Source organism: Streptomyces sp. NPDC088252 (assembly GCF_044740965.1).
GTDB lineage: Bacteria > Actinomycetota > Actinomycetes > Streptomycetales > Streptomycetaceae > Streptomyces.
Genome location: NZ_JBIURS010000018.1, coordinates 20,366 through 35,384, shown reverse-complemented (window position 1 = coordinate 35,384; position 15,019 = coordinate 20,366). Strand labels below are relative to the sequence as shown.

Below are 15,019 nucleotides of genomic sequence, written 5' to 3'. Positions count from 1 at the left end.
GGGGGGGGCGCCCCACGCCTCTTTCCATGCTCCTTCCATGACCAAAATTTGTCTGCTTTGCCCGTACATGGCGGTCGATAAGGATAGAAAGGGACTTATCGCGGTGCGATGCAAGTTGCCACGGCGGCATCGAGAGGCTTATAAGAGGAGCGTGAGCGAAGCGATTCCGGGAATTCCGGGGATTCCGGGGACTGCCGCCACGGAGGTTTCCCATGTTTCTGACTCCGTCCGACACGGAGAAATTGCTGCTGAGCGTAGCTGGAATGGTGGCTCGTGACCGACGAGAACGCGGGGTGCGGCTCAACTACCCCGAGGCCGTCGCGCTGCTGGCCTGCTGGGCCGTGGAACGCGCCCGCGAGGGTGCCCGTGTCAGTGACCTGATGACTGCCGGGCGGGCAGTCCTCACCCGCGCCGACGTGCTGGAAGGCGTCCCCGAGATGCTTCATGACGTGCAGGTGGAGGCGACCTTCCCGGACGGGCGCAAGCTCGTCACGATCACCTCGCCGATTCCGTGATCCCCGGTGAGATCCGGACCGCGTCCGGCGTACTCAAAATCAATGACACCCGCACTCAATTGAATGTGACCGTGGTGAATGACGGCGATCGCCCCATTCAGATCGGATCGCATCTGCATTTCTCCGACGCGAATCCCGCGCTTTCTTTCGACCGGAATCTGGCCGAGGGATTCCGTCTCGACATTCCCTCCGGTACGTCCCTGCGCTTCGAGCCCGGAGTCGGTGCCGAGGTCGCCCTCGTCGAACTCGGAGGCCGTCGGAAGGTGCCCGGCATCGTCGCGCCCGGCACCCGGACCGGACGAACGGACGACATGTGACATGGCACAACTGACCCGCGCCGCCTACGCGGCGCTCTACGGCCCCACCACCGGCGACCGCGTCCGCCTCGCCGACACCGATCTCTGGATCGAGGTCGAGGAGGACCGCTGCTTCGGCGGCGACGAATCCGTGTTCGGCGGCGGCAAGTCCATCCGCGAATCCATGGGACAGGCCACCACCTCGCGCGCCGACGGTGCCCTCGACCTCGTCATCACCAATGTCGTCGTTCTCGACCACTGGGGCATCGTCAAGACCGATGTCGGCGTCCGGGCCGGGACGATCGTCGCCCTCGGCCGCTCCGGCAACCCCGACATCGGCGACGGTGTCCACCCGGACCTGGTGATCGGCCCCGGCACCGACGTGGTCTCCGGCGAGGGGCGCATCCTCACCGCCGGAGCCGTCGACACCCATGTCCACTTCCTGATGCCGCAGACCCTGCACGAGGCCCTCGCCACCGGCACCACCACCGTCATCGGCGGCGGTACCGGCGCCACCGAGGGATCCAAGGCCACCACGGTCACCCCCGGCGCCTGGAACCTCGCGATGATGCACCGGTCCCTGGACGGCATCCCGCTCAACATCATGCTGTTCGGCAAGGGGTCGACCGTGGGCGAGGACGCCCTGCGCGAGGCGGCCCTCGGCGGCGCCGGCGGCTACAAGGTCCACGAGGACTGGGGCGCCACCCCGCCGCCATCGACGCCTCGCTGAAGGCGGCCGACGCGTACGGTCTCCAGGTCGCCCTGCACGCAGACAGCCTCAACGAGGTCGGCTATGTCGAGGGAACCCTCGGCGCCATCGCCGGACGAGGCATCCACGTCTTCCACGCGGAAGGCGCGGGCGGCGGTCACGCCCCCGACATCATCACCGTCGCCTCCCACCCCAACATCCTTCCGGCGTCCACCAATCCGACGCTCCCGCACACCGTCAACACCGTCGCCGAACACCTCGACATGCTGATGGTCTGTCACCACCTCAACCCGCGCGTCCCCGAGGACCTCGCCTTCGCGGAGTCCCGCATCCGCGCCACCACGATCGCCGCCGAAGACGTGCTGCACGACATCGGCGCCCTGTCCATCACCTCCTCCGACGCCCAGGCCATGGGCCGCATCGGCGAGGTCGTCTGCCGCACCTGGCAGGTCGCCCACACCATGAAGCAGCGCTTCGGCGACCGCGGAAGCGCACTGCCCGCCGACAACGAGCGCGGCCGCCGCTATGTCGCCAAGTACACGATCTGCCCCGCCGTCGCCCATGGCATCGACCATGTCGTCGGCTCCGTGGAACCCGGCAAGCTCGCCGACCTGGTGCTGTGGGACCCCGTCTTCTTCGGTATCCGCCCCGCCGCCGTGATCAAGGGGGGCATGGTGGTGTACGCGCCTCTCGGCGACGCCAACGCCGCGATCCCCACCACCCAGCCCGTCCTGCTGCGCCCCACCGCCGCGGCCGGCGCGGCCCCGCATCTCTCGGTGAGCTTCGTCGCCCAGGCGGCCCTGGAGGACGGACTCGCCGAACGGCTCGGTCTCGTACGGGAGCTGGTCGCCGTCCGGCCCACCCGCCATCTCACCAAGGCCGATCTGCCGAACAACACGGCGCTCCCGGACATCGACGTCGACCCGGAGACCTTCGCCATCCGCATCGACGGAGAGCTCGTCGAAGCCGCCCCCGCCACCGAACTGCCGCTGGCCCAGCGGTACTCCCTGTTCTGATGGCGGGCCTCGCACCCCTTCTGCTCGGTGACGGCCGGCTCCCGGTCGGCGCGTACACCTACAGTGCGGGACTCGAACCGGCCGTCGCGGCGGGCCTCACCCGCGACGGCGTCCCCGTACTGCTGCGTGCCCGGCTGCGCACCGCGGCCGTCACCGAGGCGGCGGCCGCGGTACTCGCCCTGCGGGCAGCCCGGCAGGACCCGGTGGACTACGGCCCCGTACAACAGGCCCTCGCCGCCCGCACCCCGGTCGCGCCCCTGCGAGAGGCATCGGCGACGCTCGGCCGCGGCGTGCACCGGCTGGCGAGACGGCTGGCGCCGGACCATCCCGCGGTCACCGCGCTGTCCGCCGTCCGCCCGCGCCCGCTGCGGCCCGTCACGCTCGGCGCGCTCGGGGCCGTCATGAAGGTGTCGGAGGAGGAGTTGGCGTACGGCGTCGTCTACGACGAACTGCAGACCATCGCCTCCGCCGCGCTCAAACTGCTGCCCGGCGACCCCCTCGACACCGTCGCCTGGATCCTCGCCGCGGAAACGGACGCCACCGCCGCGGTGACCGCGGCCCTCGCCGTACGCACCCCGGCCGCACTGCCCGCCCGTACACCCCTGCTCACCGAGCAGTGGGCACTCGAACACGCACCACGAGAACGGAGACTCTTCCTTGCCTGACCAGCACCCGGACGCACGCCCCGCCCTGAACCCCCACCAGCACCACGACCGGCCGCGCGCCCTGCGCCTCGGTGTCGCGGGCCCGGTCGGGACCGGCAAGAGCTCGATCCTCGCCACCCTCTGCCGCGAACTGGCCGGTGAGCTCGCCATGGCCGTCGTCACCAACGACATCTACACCGACGAGGACGCCCGCCTCCTGCGCTCGGCCGGAGTCCTGCCCACCGAGCGCATCCGTGCTGTCGAGACAGGCGCCTGCCCGCACACCGCGATCCGTGACGACGTCAGTGCCAACCTCGACGCGGTGGAGGACCTGGAGGAGGCGTACGGACCGCTCGACCTGGTGCTCATCGAGAGCGGCGGCGACAACCTCACCGCCACCTTCAGCCCGGCCCTCGCCGACGCCCAGCTCTTCTGCATCGACGTGGCGGGCGGCGGCGACGTCGCCCGCAAGGGCGGGCCCGGCATCACCGGCGCCGACCTCCTGATCATCAACAAGACCGATCTGGCACCCCATGTCGAGGTCGACGTGGAGGCGATGGTCGCCGACGCCCGCGGCGCCCGCGACGGTCTGCCGGTCCTCGCGCTGTCCAAGCACGACCCGGCGTCGATCACCGAACTCGGCGACTGGGTACGGTCGGTGCTCGCACGTCACCGCGACGGCACCCATGTCCCCACCGATCCGGGACCGATGGCACCGCACAGCCACAGTCACCACTCGTGACCGGTGCCACGGCGGCCCCCGCCGAACCGGCCGACCCCACGGTCGTCGCCGTGAAGCGCGATGCCACGGGCCGCCATGTCGTCCGCGACCTGTGCCCCGGCGCCTTCCTCGCGCCCCGCCCGCTGCTGCCCGCCCCCGACCGGGTGCGGATCGCCCTGGTCGGCACCCGGGCCGGGCTGCTCGCGGGCGACGACCTGCGGCTGCGCGTCTCGGTCGGCCCCGGGGCCCGCCTGGAACTGGTCGAGCCTTCCGGCCTGGTCGCGTACGACCACCGCGGCGGCACATCGACGTGGCGGGCCCGGGTCGACATCGCCGAGGGCGGTGAACTGCACTGGAACGCGAAGCCGTTCGTGGTCTGCGACGGCGCCCGCGTGGCGCGCTCGATGGAGGTCGCGCTGGCGGCCGGGGCACGCATGCTGTGGCGGGACACCCTGGTCCTGGGGCGCTCCGGGGAGCGCGGCGGCAGCGTGCGGGCCACCACTCGGGTCACGTACGACGGTCAGGACCTGCTGGTCGAGGACCTGGACCTGACCGAGCCGGAAATCCGTGAACTCCCCGGCATCCTGGGCCCCCATCGCATCATCGGTTCGGTCACCTCGCTCGGCGCCGGGCCGGCGGGCCCGCCCCACCCGTACCGCACGGAGCTGGCGGGACCGGGGGCACAGGTGCGGCTGCTGGACACGGTGGCGCCGGCGATCGAGGCGGAACTGGCGCTCGTCCGGGACGACTGGCTCGTCGCCTGAGTCGAGCGAACTCGGTCACGGGGGCCGAGTAGTGGAACCGACCTCCCGGGCGAGGATCGCGTAGACGTACTCACTGCCCCAGCCCCGGTCGTCGCGGTCGTTCTCGATCAAGTGCGCCTCACGACGCATCGACAGCCGCTCGCAGATCCGCTCGGAGGCCGTGTTGTCCGCATCGATGCGGGCGAACAGGCGGTGCACGGAAAGCTGTTGAAAGGCCAGGTCACGCAGAGCGAGTGCGGCCTCGGTGGCATAGCCCCGGCCCCCGTGGTCAGGGTGGAAGACCCACCCGATCTCGGCCTGCCGCGCGTGCGCGCTCGACAGCGAGACCATCACCTCGCCGATCACCCCGGGAGAGTCGCGACGGCAGACCGCCAGCGTGAGGCTGTCGCCGTCCTTCTTCCAATAGGTGCCCTGCCCGATACGTTCGATGACCTCCGCGCAGCGCGCGCGGTCACGCGGCGGCCGGTAGAGGAACCTGGCCACCTCGGGCAGCCCTTGATACGCGTACATGTCGTCGAGGTCATTCCCCGTGAACAGACGGAGGACCAGCCGATCCGTTGTCAACGGCTGTGCGAAGGCAGTCGCATTCATGCTCATCCGGTTCCCCGTAGTGGATTATCGGCAGGTGCACGTTCAGGCGAGTCCTGCCATGAGTTCGGCGAAGGCGAGGGAGGAGGCACGGGAGCGGCAGAGCCGATCCAGCCGTGCCAGCGCCAGCTTGCGGCGGAAGGGGCCGGTGCGGGAGTCGTCGCCGGCGTCGTGGAGCATCTCGGTCATCCAGCGTGAGAACTCCTGATAGTTCCATGTGCGGTGCAGGCAGGTGCGGGAGTAGGAATTCAGTCCGGACTCGTCTCCGTCGGCGATGAAGTCGCGTACGGCGCGGGCGAACACCTCGGCGTCGTACAGGGCGAGGTTCATTCCCTTGCCGCCCACGGGGGACACCACATGGGCCGCGTCGCCGGCCAGGTACAGCCTGCCGTAACGCATCGGCTCGTGGACGACGCTCCGCAGCGGAAAGACAACCTTCTCAGTGATCGGGCCTGCCACCAGGCCGTCCTCGCCGAGCCGGGTCCGCAGGTGCTGCCATACCCGGTCGTCCGGCCAGTCGTCCGCCTGGTCGGTGGGCGCGCACTGCAGGTAGAAGCGGCTGGCGAGGGGACCGCGCGCGAAGTGTCCGGCGTAGCCATGGCGGCTTATCGCCATCAGAGGGTGAGGCGGGGGCGGTGCCTCGGCGAGTACGGTCAGCCAGGAGATTCCGTGATCGAACGGGTAGGCCGTCAGTTCCCCCTCGGGCACGGCGGCTCGGCTGGCCCCGTGGTCGCCGTCGCACCCGGCTAAGAAATCGCATGCGATCTCGTGCATGGTCCCGTCCGGACTGCGGTAACGGACAGTCGGACGCTGACCGGTGAGCCCGTCCAAGGCCACTTCGGACGATTCGAAGCGCAGGTCGCCACCGCCGTCGAGGAAGGTCGCGATCAAATTGGCAACGAGTACCTGCTGGGGGCACAGCAGCGCCTGAGGGCCGTCGTCGTCGGTGCCGAACCGCAGCAGGCGGTGCCGGCCGTCCACCCGGACCTCCAGGACGTCGTCGGACGGGGCACCGCCGAGGACACGGGCATCCAGTCCCCAGTCCTGGAACATGCGCACGGCGCGTGTCTCGACGATGCCGGCGCGCTGCCGCTGCTCCGCGTATGCACGGCTCTGCCGTTCCAGCACCACGCATGGAATTCCGGCGCCGTGGAGCATGTTGGCCACGGTCAGACCGGCCGGCCCCGCCCCCACCACCACTACGCAGGTCTCCTCCTGCACCGGCTGCGTCACGTCGGCTCCCTCTGCCTGGACAGCCCATGAAAGACCCACCAACTTACGGCATTGGTAAGCCCGTTGTCAGGGCGGCCGCCGTGCAGCGAACCGCCCCGGCCGTCAACCGGATGGACGCACACGCAGCCGTTGTACCTCGCACCCCAGGGCGACCTGGCGACCTCCACCGCAGAAGACGTACGCTCGACCGCCGCCCACGGCGACTCCGGCCCACTCGTCGCGGCCCACCGGGACCGGCATCCGGCCGCCGGGTACGGCGAGGTGCGCTCAGCGATCCTCGGCGACGCACTGTTCGGTGCCGGCAGCCGGAGACTGGCCGAGGCTCACGGCCGCGCCCACGTCTACGGGTTCGCCTGGTGCTCACTCGCCATCGACGGCCGACTCGGCGCCGCACACACGGCGGAGCTGCCTTTCGTGTTCGACCGGCGCGGCCTTCCGGCGCTGCGGGGGCAACGAGGACTGCTGGGGCCGGCCGAACCGCCCGCCGCGCCGGCCGAGGAGATGCATGCGACGTGGGTCGCGTTCGCCCGGACCGGCGACCCCGGCTGGCCACCGTTCACCCGGGAACGGCGGATCCGCCGATTCGACGGGGTGGGAACAACTGACCGGGGCACGTGAAGCGGAGACCCTCGCCAACCGAGAACGTCGCGCGGCAGACGTCGATCCGACGGAACCGGCAACAGTTGCCTCGCGCTTTCACGAGGCGAGCCGTCCGGCCGCTGATCAGGAAAGCAGAAAGCGCCTCTGACCGGCGAGGGCCGAATCCGGGCCGCCCGGACCCACCGGCCTGGGGCCGGTTCAGGGGCAATGAGCGCCTACCGGGTCGACGACGCGGCGGCGCTCTCCCGATGGACCCGTCCGTGGCTGCGCCGATCGGCCACGGACGGGTCTCCCGGCCCCACTGCCGACCCCGTTCGCCGGGGTGGCCCCGCAGCCCCCGAATGCCGACGGCCCTCAGCCGGACGGCGATCACCATGGGACGGACTCGAACAGTGCCTTCTCGTACGGACGTTGCCGGTTCGTCACGTCCCCGGTCGTGGCGGCCTCCTCATCGTCGCGACCGGCCGACCGCGCCGCGCGCCACCACCGCCGCACACAGCAGCGCGGGCAGCGCGGCGACCGCGAAACAGGCGGCCGGCGGCAGCCGGTCCACCAGCAGCCCCACCAGCGCGGTGCCCACCGAGGACCCCGCGTTGACCGCGGTGTTGACCCACGCACCCGCCTGCGTGCGACTGCCCTCGCCCACGGACTCGTCGGCGACGAGATACGCCGTGGTCAGGGCCGGTGCGACGAACGCCCCGGCCGCGGCGACCACCGCGACCAGCACATACACATCGGGCGACAGGCCGGCCACCGCCATCGCCAGCCCGAGGCCGGCGGCCGGTACGGGCAGCCGTACCCGGTTCGACGCACGCCAGGAGACGGCACCGTGGACGAGTCCGCCGACCGCGCTGCCGGCGGAGAGCGCGGCCATCACCCACGCCACCGCCGCGCCTCGGTGGTGCTGCTCGGTGAACGCCACCACCAGCAGATCCAGGGACCCCAGACAGAGCCCCACGGCGGCCGCCACCACCGCGGCGTGCCGCAGCCCGACGACGCCGAGCAGCCGCTGCGCGCGGGGCGCGCCCCGCGGTGCGACGGCCTTCGCGGCCGACGGCCTCGTGCCGACGTCGCGCACCACGGGCGAGGACACCAGCGCCAGGGTGCCCACCAGCACGAGTGCGGCACTGATCGCGACGCCCGCCGCGGGCGCGGCGAACCCGATCACCACTCCCACCATCAACGGCCCCGTCACGAAGAGCAGTTCCTCCGCGACGCCGTCCAGGCTGTAGGCGCGCTGCAACAGTTCCCGCTCCGGTACGAGAGTGCTCCACAGGGTCCGCATCACCGGGCCCAGCGGCGGAGTGCAGGCACCCGCCGTCACGGCGAGCGCCCCCAGCAGCAGCGAGGAGGTGCCCGGCCGCCAGGTGGCGTACGCCAGGGCGGCGAGCAGTGCCGCGTAGACACCGGCCATCGGAGGCAGGGCCCGGCGCGGCCCGTACCGGTCGATCAGCCCGGCGCGGGCGGGGGACAGGAAGACACTGGTCGCCCCGAACAGGGCCATGACCGTGCCCGCGACGGAGAAGGAGCTGGTGGTGTCCTTCACCGCGAGCATCAGGGAGAGGGAGACCATCCCGTAAGAGAGCCGCCCCAGCAGTGCGGAACCGAAGGTGCGGGAGGCATGACGGGTACGCAGGACGGCGGCGTACGAAGGGGCGCGCGAGGGCGCGGGCGAGGGTGAAAGCACGAGGACGTTCCTCAGTCGGGCAGCGCTGTGCACGGCACTGCGGGCATGCGGGGACACCGAAGGGCCGCACCCGGTGGGACAGGGTGCGGTGAGGGCGGAGTCCTACGCACGGGAGAGGAACATGCCGGTCAACGTACCAGGGCGAGTCGAGCGCCAGGAAGGGTGCTACAGGGGAGGGGCGAAGGTCGAAATCCGCTGTGAGGTGTGACGTGGCGTCGGGTAGCGTCGGGGCCCATGTCACCCTTCCCTTCCCGTCGTCTTCCTGCCTACGACGCGGACGAGCGGATCCAGCTCGTCGGCTGGCTCGACATGCAGCGCGCGGTCGCCCGCTGGAAGTGCGAAGGGCTGACGGAGGCGGACGCCCATCGGCCCGTCCTGCCGTCCTCGCCGCTCATGACGGTGGCGGGTGTCATGTCACACCTCCGTTGGGCGGAGCACCTCTGGTACGAGGTCGTCCTGCTGGGTCGCCCGGCCGTGGGGCCCGTGTTCGACGGGCCCGAGGACGCCGACATGATGGTCGAGGGCGTCCCGCTCGCAGAGCTCCTCGACGACTACGACCGGCAGATCGCGTTGTCGAACGAGATCATCGCGGCACGTTCGCTCGACGACGTGGGCCGGCACCCGGACTTCGACGCCTCGGCCGCGAGCCTGCGGTGGATCACGTTCCACATGATCGAGGAAACTGCCCGGCACGCGGGTCACCTGGATGCCATCAGAGAGATCCTGGACGGCGAGACGGGTCACTACTGACCGTGCTCGGCCGCTCCGGCCCGTACCGCTCGACGAGATGCCGGATCTCGCCGATGGCGGTCGGCCGCGCCTCGGTGGCGAGGTACTGGAACGGCCGGTCCGTCACCTGCTCGTGGCACGGTGCCGAAGCATCGAACGCGGCGAGGCGACCCGGGAACGGCGCTCCGAGCCCCGGCGCGAGCGGTGGCCCCGGCGCGGCTCGCAGGGCCGACCGCCCGGAATGCGGGTCTGATGGAATCGCGGCATGACAAAGCCGCCGAACCGGGTCCTCCAGGCACTGGATCGCTTCCACGCCGCCCACCCCTGGGACCACAATGCTCACTACCACCGGTGGATTCTGCGGCAGTTGCCCGGGGGGTGCGACAGGGCCCTCGACGTCGGCTCGGGCAGCGGAGATCTGGCCCGGCTCCTGGCGAAGCGCGCGAAGGCGGTGCACGGTATCGACTCCGACCCGGGCATCGTGGCACGGGCGCGTGAACTGACCGCCCCGCGCGCCCCGGTGGCCTTCACCGTCGCGGACGCGCCGAGCGGGATACCACCTGGCCCGTACGACGTCATCACCTGCGTCGCCACGGTCCACCATCTGCCGTTCACCGAGGCGCTCACCCGCTTCCGGGGGCATCTGGCTCCCGGCGGAACCCTGGTGGTGGTCGGCCTGTCCCGGGAGTCGACCCCCGGTGACCGCCTGCTGGCTCTCGCTTCCGTTCCACTGAATGCCGCCATGGCCCTGATCAAGAACAAGGGGCGCAAGGCGTCCCGCCCCGACTCGATGACCGCCGCGACCCGGCCGGCGGAGATGACCTTCGCCGACATCGTTCACGAGGCGCGTCGGGTGTTGCCCGGTGCCCGGCTGAGGCGCAGGCTGTTCTGGCGCTACACACTCGTATGGCGCGAAGGCTTCGGCGAGCGCTGACCGCAACGAGAGCCGGAAGCCGGGCGCACCGTGACGAGGAGAGGGAACGGACTGCGATGAGGAAGATCGTTCTGATGATGTCGATGTCCCTCGACGGCTTCATCGAGGGGCCGGAGCGTGAGATCGACTGGCACCTGGTCGACGACGAACTGCACCGCCACTTCAACCAGCAGCTCAAGACGATGGGCGGCTTCCTGGACGGCCGGGTGACCTATGAGCTGATGGCGGAGTTCTGGCCGACCGCCGACGCCGATCCCGCGCATGCCGGACCTGTCGCGGAGTTCGCCGGCATCTGGCGGGACATGCCCAAGATCGTGTTCTCCCGGACGCTGGAGCGGGCCGACTGGAACACCACCATCATGCGTGCCGTCGACGTGGACGAGATCACGGCTCTCAAGGCACAGCCGGGTGGAGACCTGGTCGTCGGAGGTGCCGGTCTTGCCGCGTCGTTCATGCGGCACGACCTGATCGACGAGTACCGCCTCTACGTCCATCCCGTTCGCATCGGGCGGGGCAAGCCCCTCTTCCCGGCTGAGGATGCCCGGACCCACCTCCGCCTGACCGGGAGCCGGACCTTCGGCAACGGGGTCGTGCTCCTGCGCTACGAGCGCCCCGCGGCTGCTCCACCGGAATGAACTCCGCGGGTCGCGACGGCGTCCCCGCCGTTCCGCCGGGCCTTGAGGGGAGTTCTCACCGTATAACTGCCGCACCGTCGAGAGAGCCGACGAACCGAAGAACCGAAGAAGCGGCGAAAGGACTGGCGATGACACTGGGCGTCGAGGACCGCATGGCCATCACGGAACTGATCGGCCTGCACGGGCACCTGGTCGATGACGGTGAACTCGACCGGTTGGAAGAGCTGTTCACCGCCGATGTCGTCTACGACGCCACCGATCTGGGGCACGGGGCGTTGCATGGTCCGGCGGCCGTCCGGGATGCGGCACGAGCGATGAGGGAGCACGGCACCGTGGGGCACCACGTCACGAACATCATCCTCACCGAGGTGAGCGAGGATCAGGTGCGCGCCCGGTCCAAGGGGATCGGGACCAGGGCGGACGGCACGTGCGGAAGCGTGACGTACGAGGACCTGATCGTGCGCGGTGCGAAGGGGTGGCGCATCAGCCGCCGCAAGGTCGCCGCACGACGCAAGCCGTCCGACCGGGACCAGCCGCCAGCATGACATGTCACATGTGCTCGAACACCGCGGGCCGACATCGGGTGTGAGCAGTTGAGGTACAGGAAATCCCGGTGGGATTGATCACGGTCGACCGGCACACCGGGCGCGGGCGCCGCCGGGGGCCACGCCGGCCACCTCGCGGCCCCGAACGGCGAAGGCGCCGACCCGGCCATGCCGTCCTCGCTGTTCCTGCTCGTCCTCGCGCTCGGCATCTGCCCTGCCCCTGCTGATCGCATCGTCCGGCGCCGTACAAGGACGACAGCTGCGAAAACTGACACTCGCTTTCGAACCTGCAAAATCAGTTCAGAAGCTGTCAATCTGGACATTCGGGAGCGTATTTCAGTCAGGGGTCGTGAAGATGGTGGTCATGTGCGGCAGCTTTACAGGATCGTCGTTCCGTAAAGCCGAGGCGAAACGATGCAATGGCCGTACTGGGGGCCGTCGAAATGTTTTTCAGTGCAACGCCACCTAGGTGATTGCGGAGTGACCTCCCGGTTCGACACGCGAATCAAGGAGAACTTGTGATCTCGAAAACGAAGAAGGTTGCGCGCTCCGTGGCCGTGGCGTTCGCCGCGGCCACCACGTTCACCATGACCATGCCGACCGGAAACGCCTTCGCCATCGACCATGTCGCCTGCCGCGGCGGGGAGAGTTTCCTGAAGATCTGGTCGCACAACGGCGGAAGTCAGAGTGTGGACTGCTACGCGAACGCTGGGAGGACCGACTTCGGCGGGTGGTGGATCGACAAGATCTCCACCGGGAACAACGACTTGATCTACTACGACGCCAATGGTGATTCCGTGAAGATCGAGAGGTGGCACGAGATTTCCTTCCCGAACCGTCAGCCGAAGGTGACCGCCATCGAAATCTTGTGACGAGTCGACAATTCGACAATTCGACAATTCGACGAGTCGATGATTCGGTGCGTCGATTGCAAGAGATGGTCATTTCTGCGAATGGACCATTCCTGGACATCGCCGCTTCCGGGGCGCGCATCGGTTTTCCATAGCGGGTGAAGCGGCCTCTGCTGGGGCCGCACTGCCAAGGCCGGTCCATTTTCCTGAACCGGTCTTGCGGGGACACGTGTTCGTGCGCACCGGCCGCGTGTCCTCGCGCCGGTCCAAGGGCTCTCCCGTAATTCCCGGTGGATCGGTGCGCCCCTCCCGGACCCGGCTGACGGCGTCCCTCCCGCGGCAGGGAGGGACGCCGTCCGGCCGGGATCGGGCACCGGGTCGCGGGCCGCGCGGACCCCGGGTCGCGTCAGGCGTTCAGCATCCCCGACGTGTCGATGACCTGACGTATCGCCCGGCCGGAGGCCAGCTCCTCCATCGCCGCGTTGATACCGGTCAGCGGCAGCGTGCCCGTGTGCATCTGCTCGACCGGCATCAGGCCCGCGCGCCACAGGTCCAGGAACCTCGGGATGTCACGGCGCGGGACTGCGTCGCCCATGTACGAGCCCAGCAGGGACTTGCCCTCGCCCGCGAACGCCAGGGCCGGGACCTCCAGTACCCGGTCGGGGGCGGGAAGGCCCACCGACACCACCTTGCCGCCCCGGGCCACGGCAGTCAGGCACGCGGCCATCACCTTGGGGCTGCCCACCGCCTCCACCGCCAACTCCGCACCGCCGCCGGTGAGTTCGTGGACCGCCTCGATCGCCTCGTCGGGGGCGTACGCATGCGTCGCCCCGAGCCGGACGGCCAGCTCGCGCTTCTCCTGGACCGGGTCGACCGCGATGATCGGATACGCCCCCGCGGCACGGGCGCCCAGGACCGCGGACAGGCCCACGCCGCCCAGGCCGTGGACGACCGTCGACTGCCCGGGGCGCAGGGCCGCCGTGTTGATCACGGCACCCGCGCCCGTCAGGACCGCGCAGCCGAACATGGACGCCACCGTGAACGGGATGTCCTTGGGGATCACCACCACCGATTCCTGGGCCAGCACCGCGTGTTCGGAGAACGCGGAGACGCCCAACTGGTGGTGGACCGGGGCGCCGGAGGCATCGGTCAGGAGCGAAGGGCCGTGCAGCAGCGCACCGGATCCGTTCGCCGCCGCCGCCTGGGCGCACAGGGCCGGCCGCCCCGCCGCGCAGTCGGCGCAGAAGCCGCAGCTGGGCACGAAGACCAGGGCCACATGGTCACCGGGGGAGACCCGGCCGACGCCCGGTCCGATCTCCTGGACGACGCCCACCGCCTCGTGGCCCAGGGCCATCGGCACCGGGCGGACCCGGTCGCCGTTGACCACCGACAGGTCCGAGTGGCAGAGCGAGGCGGCCGCGACACGGACCAGCACCTCGCCCTCGCGCGGGGCGCCCAGCTCCAGTTCCTCCACCTCGACCGGGCGGGTCTCGGAGTAGGGGCGGGCCGTCGATGTTCCGCGCAGCACCACCGCACGGGTCTTCATGCGCGCACCTCCGGACGCGGGGCGCAGCGCAGCACGTCGCGGCTCTCCAGCAGCGGGACGACCTTGCCGAGCACGATCTCGTGGAAGTGCGGGGTGGCGCAGTGCGTGGTGAAGTCGGCCTCGGAGGCGTACTCCTCGTACAGCACGATCGCCCGCGGGTCCTCGGTGCCCTGGTGGACCCGGTAGGCGAGGTTGCCCGGCTCCTGGCGGGAGGCGCTGGCCATGGTGTCGAGCAGGGGGAGGACGGTGTTCTCCTCGCCCTCCCTGGTGCGGTAGCGGGCGACGACGACGTATGTCATGGGGGCTTACTCCTGGGGTGGTGCGGCGGGCCTCTTCAGGGCGGTGGGCGGGACCGGCGGCAGCTGGTCCCGGCGCAGATGCCAGAGGCGGGGGTCGGACGTGGCGGCGGCGGCCGACCCGAGGGCCAGCGCGAGCGCCACGTCCGCGGGGGTCTCCACGAAACCCGCGGCGATGGACGGGGACATCGCGCGCTGTGCCTGCGCGCTCATCCGGGCGATGATCGGGGCGGGCATGATCTCGACCAGGTCCGGCGCCCCGCGCGAGATCGCGTCCGTGGAGCGGCGCAGATTGGACCGGTCGGTGACGAACACCTTCATCATCGTCAGCAGGCCGAGCGGGCGGCCCTTCTCTATCAGGGAGAGCCGGGTGCTGACCACGCCGTGCGCGCCCATGTTCTTGATGAACTCCAGCGCGCCCCGGTCCTGAGCCAGACCGGGGCTGCTGTCCACGTTCACGAACACGGTCTTCCCTGCCCGGCCCAGCGCCGGCACGACCTGGGGCAGCTGCCCCACCGCGAGCGAGGCGACGATGCACACCTTCGCCGGTGCGGTCAGGAACTGCCGCAGCGGCTGCGTGCCGACGACCGACGCGACGACCGGCACCTCGGCGAAGGCCGAGGCGAGCCGGGGGTCGAGCACGGCACCGGACCGGGAAGGGGAGGGGGTCATGGCAAGTACCTGCCTGAGGAAGGAGGGTTCGCGGCTGC

Annotated in this window: 17 protein-coding genes and 1 pseudogene; 12 read left to right on the top strand and 6 right to left on the bottom strand. The window is 70.4% G+C overall.

All coding sequences use genetic code 11. The features are described from left to right. The first annotated feature begins 212 nt into the window (after positions 1 to 212). The 6 genes and pseudogenes from ACIOHC_RS30065 to ACIOHC_RS30040 all read left to right on the top strand — a co-directional run bounded on the left by ACIOHC_RS30065 (position 213) and on the right by ACIOHC_RS30040 (position 4,665). Positions 213 to 515 (top strand): urease subunit gamma, encoded by a 303-nt coding sequence (locus ACIOHC_RS30065; protein ID WP_351073711.1) that lies wholly within the window; start codon positions 213 to 215, stop codon positions 513 to 515. Continuing rightward, positions 512 to 832, top strand: a complete 321-nt coding sequence (locus ACIOHC_RS30060) for an urease subunit beta (protein ID WP_351073709.1) — start codon at positions 512 to 514, stop codon at positions 830 to 832. Before ACIOHC_RS30065 ends, ACIOHC_RS30060 begins: the two co-directional genes overlap by 4 nt. Before the next feature lies 1 nt (position 833). After that, positions 834 to 2,536, top strand: a pseudogene (locus ACIOHC_RS30055) (urease subunit alpha). Beyond that, on the top strand, positions 2,536 to 3,201 hold the full coding sequence (locus ACIOHC_RS30050; RefSeq protein WP_351073705.1) for an urease accessory UreF family protein: 666 nt from the start codon (positions 2,536 to 2,538) through the stop codon (positions 3,199 to 3,201). The pseudogene ACIOHC_RS30055 and the gene ACIOHC_RS30050 overlap by 1 nt, the downstream one beginning before the upstream one ends. Beyond that, complete coding sequence (ureG, locus tag ACIOHC_RS30045; protein WP_389636378.1) at positions 3,194 to 3,922, top strand: urease accessory protein UreG; 729 nt, start codon at positions 3,194 to 3,196, stop codon at positions 3,920 to 3,922. The genes ACIOHC_RS30050 and ureG overlap by 8 nt, the downstream gene beginning before the upstream one ends. Further along, the gene (locus ACIOHC_RS30040) at positions 3,919 to 4,665 is read left to right on the top strand and encodes an urease accessory protein UreD (protein ID WP_401844739.1); all 747 of its coding nucleotides are present in this window, start codon (positions 3,919 to 3,921) and stop codon (positions 4,663 to 4,665) included. Before ureG ends, ACIOHC_RS30040 begins: the two co-directional genes overlap by 4 nt. 15 nt (positions 4,666 to 4,680) lie before the next feature. Here the strand turns inward: ACIOHC_RS30040 and ACIOHC_RS30035 are convergent, their stop codons facing one another. Together ACIOHC_RS30035 and ACIOHC_RS30030 are read right to left on the bottom strand one after the other, a co-directional pair. Continuing rightward, positions 4,681 to 5,256, bottom strand: a complete 576-nt coding sequence (locus tag ACIOHC_RS30035; RefSeq protein ID WP_351073701.1) for a GNAT family N-acetyltransferase — start codon at positions 5,254 to 5,256, stop codon at positions 4,681 to 4,683. Positions 5,257 to 5,298: 42 nt separating this feature from the next. Continuing rightward, a complete protein-coding gene (locus tag ACIOHC_RS30030) occupies positions 5,299 to 6,486 on the bottom strand; it encodes a 4-hydroxybenzoate 3-monooxygenase (RefSeq protein ID WP_401844735.1) in 1,188 nt (395 codons plus the stop codon). Between the two features lie 129 nt (positions 6,487 to 6,615). Here ACIOHC_RS30030 and ACIOHC_RS30025 point away from each other — a divergent pair, with 129 nt between their 5' ends. Next, positions 6,616 to 7,104 (top strand): hypothetical protein, encoded by a 489-nt coding sequence (locus tag ACIOHC_RS30025; protein WP_351073699.1) that lies wholly within the window; start codon positions 6,616 to 6,618, stop codon positions 7,102 to 7,104. 430 nt (positions 7,105 to 7,534) lie between these two features. Here ACIOHC_RS30025 and ACIOHC_RS30020 read toward each other — a convergent pair whose 3' ends face one another. Next, a complete protein-coding gene (locus tag ACIOHC_RS30020) occupies positions 7,535 to 8,773 on the bottom strand; it encodes an MFS transporter (RefSeq protein WP_365691096.1) in 1,239 nt (412 codons plus the stop codon). Between the two features lie 234 nt (positions 8,774 to 9,007). Between ACIOHC_RS30020 and ACIOHC_RS30015 the strand changes: the two genes are divergently transcribed. The 5 genes from ACIOHC_RS30015 (at position 9,008) to ACIOHC_RS29995 (ending at position 12,488) form a co-directional block, all read left to right on the top strand. Continuing rightward, complete coding sequence (locus ACIOHC_RS30015) at positions 9,008 to 9,523, top strand: DinB family protein (protein WP_365691094.1); 516 nt, start codon at positions 9,008 to 9,010, stop codon at positions 9,521 to 9,523. 244 nt (positions 9,524 to 9,767) lie between these two features. Beyond that, positions 9,768 to 10,436, top strand: coding sequence for a class I SAM-dependent methyltransferase (locus ACIOHC_RS30010; RefSeq protein ID WP_365691092.1), 669 nt, complete (start codon positions 9,768 to 9,770; stop codon positions 10,434 to 10,436). A gap of 56 nt (positions 10,437 to 10,492) precedes the next feature. Beyond that, positions 10,493 to 11,071: a dihydrofolate reductase family protein gene (locus tag ACIOHC_RS30005; RefSeq protein WP_365691090.1), complete on the top strand. Its 579-nt coding sequence runs from the start codon at positions 10,493 to 10,495 to the stop codon at positions 11,069 to 11,071. A 128-nt stretch (positions 11,072 to 11,199) separates the two neighbouring features. Beyond that, on the top strand, positions 11,200 to 11,616 hold the full coding sequence (locus tag ACIOHC_RS30000) for a nuclear transport factor 2 family protein (protein ID WP_351073691.1): 417 nt from the start codon (positions 11,200 to 11,202) through the stop codon (positions 11,614 to 11,616). Positions 11,617 to 12,134: 518 nt separating this feature from the next. Beyond that, positions 12,135 to 12,488 (top strand): beta/gamma crystallin domain-containing protein, encoded by a 354-nt coding sequence (locus ACIOHC_RS29995; protein WP_365691089.1) that lies wholly within the window; start codon positions 12,135 to 12,137, stop codon positions 12,486 to 12,488. A 385-nt stretch (positions 12,489 to 12,873) separates the two neighbouring features. Here ACIOHC_RS29995 and ACIOHC_RS29990 read toward each other — a convergent pair whose 3' ends face one another. The 3 genes from ACIOHC_RS29990 to ACIOHC_RS29980 are packed head-to-tail and all read right to left on the bottom strand — an operon-like array spanning position 12,874 to position 14,981. Continuing rightward, on the bottom strand, positions 12,874 to 14,013 hold the full coding sequence (locus tag ACIOHC_RS29990) for a zinc-binding dehydrogenase (protein WP_351073687.1): 1,140 nt from the start codon (positions 14,011 to 14,013) through the stop codon (positions 12,874 to 12,876). Further along, a complete protein-coding gene (locus ACIOHC_RS29985) occupies positions 14,010 to 14,312 on the bottom strand; it encodes a putative quinol monooxygenase (RefSeq protein WP_351073685.1) in 303 nt (100 codons plus the stop codon). Before ACIOHC_RS29985 ends, ACIOHC_RS29990 begins: the two co-directional genes overlap by 4 nt. Before the next feature lie 6 nt (positions 14,313 to 14,318). Then, positions 14,319 to 14,981: a glycerol-3-phosphate responsive antiterminator gene (locus ACIOHC_RS29980; RefSeq protein WP_351073683.1), complete on the bottom strand. Its 663-nt coding sequence runs from the start codon at positions 14,979 to 14,981 to the stop codon at positions 14,319 to 14,321. Positions 14,982 to 15,019: the final 38 nt, after the last annotated feature.

What these genes read in the sequence shown, in the direction of transcription:
- ACIOHC_RS30065 (WP_351073711.1), top strand. Translation starts at nt 213, where the DNA reads ATGTTTCTGACTCCGTCCGACACGGAGAAATTGCTGCTGAGCGTAGCT.
- ACIOHC_RS29985 (WP_351073685.1), bottom strand. Translation starts at nt 14,312, where the DNA reads ATGACATACGTCGTCGTCGCCCGCTACCGCACCAGGGAGGGCGAGGAG.
- ACIOHC_RS30035 (WP_351073701.1), bottom strand. Translation starts at nt 5,256, where the DNA reads ATGAATGCGACTGCCTTCGCACAGCCGTTGACAACGGATCGGCTGGTC.
- ACIOHC_RS30000 (WP_351073691.1), top strand. Translation starts at nt 11,200, where the DNA reads ATGACACTGGGCGTCGAGGACCGCATGGCCATCACGGAACTGATCGGC.
- ACIOHC_RS30010 (WP_365691092.1), top strand. Translation starts at nt 9,768, where the DNA reads ATGACAAAGCCGCCGAACCGGGTCCTCCAGGCACTGGATCGCTTCCAC.
- ACIOHC_RS29980 (WP_351073683.1), bottom strand. Translation starts at nt 14,981, where the DNA reads ATGACCCCCTCCCCTTCCCGGTCCGGTGCCGTGCTCGACCCCCGGCTC.
- ACIOHC_RS30005 (WP_365691090.1), top strand. Translation starts at nt 10,493, where the DNA reads ATGAGGAAGATCGTTCTGATGATGTCGATGTCCCTCGACGGCTTCATC.
- ACIOHC_RS30015 (WP_365691094.1), top strand. Translation starts at nt 9,008, where the DNA reads ATGTCACCCTTCCCTTCCCGTCGTCTTCCTGCCTACGACGCGGACGAG.
- ACIOHC_RS30050 (WP_351073705.1), top strand. Translation starts at nt 2,536, where the DNA reads ATGGCGGGCCTCGCACCCCTTCTGCTCGGTGACGGCCGGCTCCCGGTC.
- ACIOHC_RS29990 (WP_351073687.1), bottom strand. Translation starts at nt 14,013, where the DNA reads ATGAAGACCCGTGCGGTGGTGCTGCGCGGAACATCGACGGCCCGCCCC.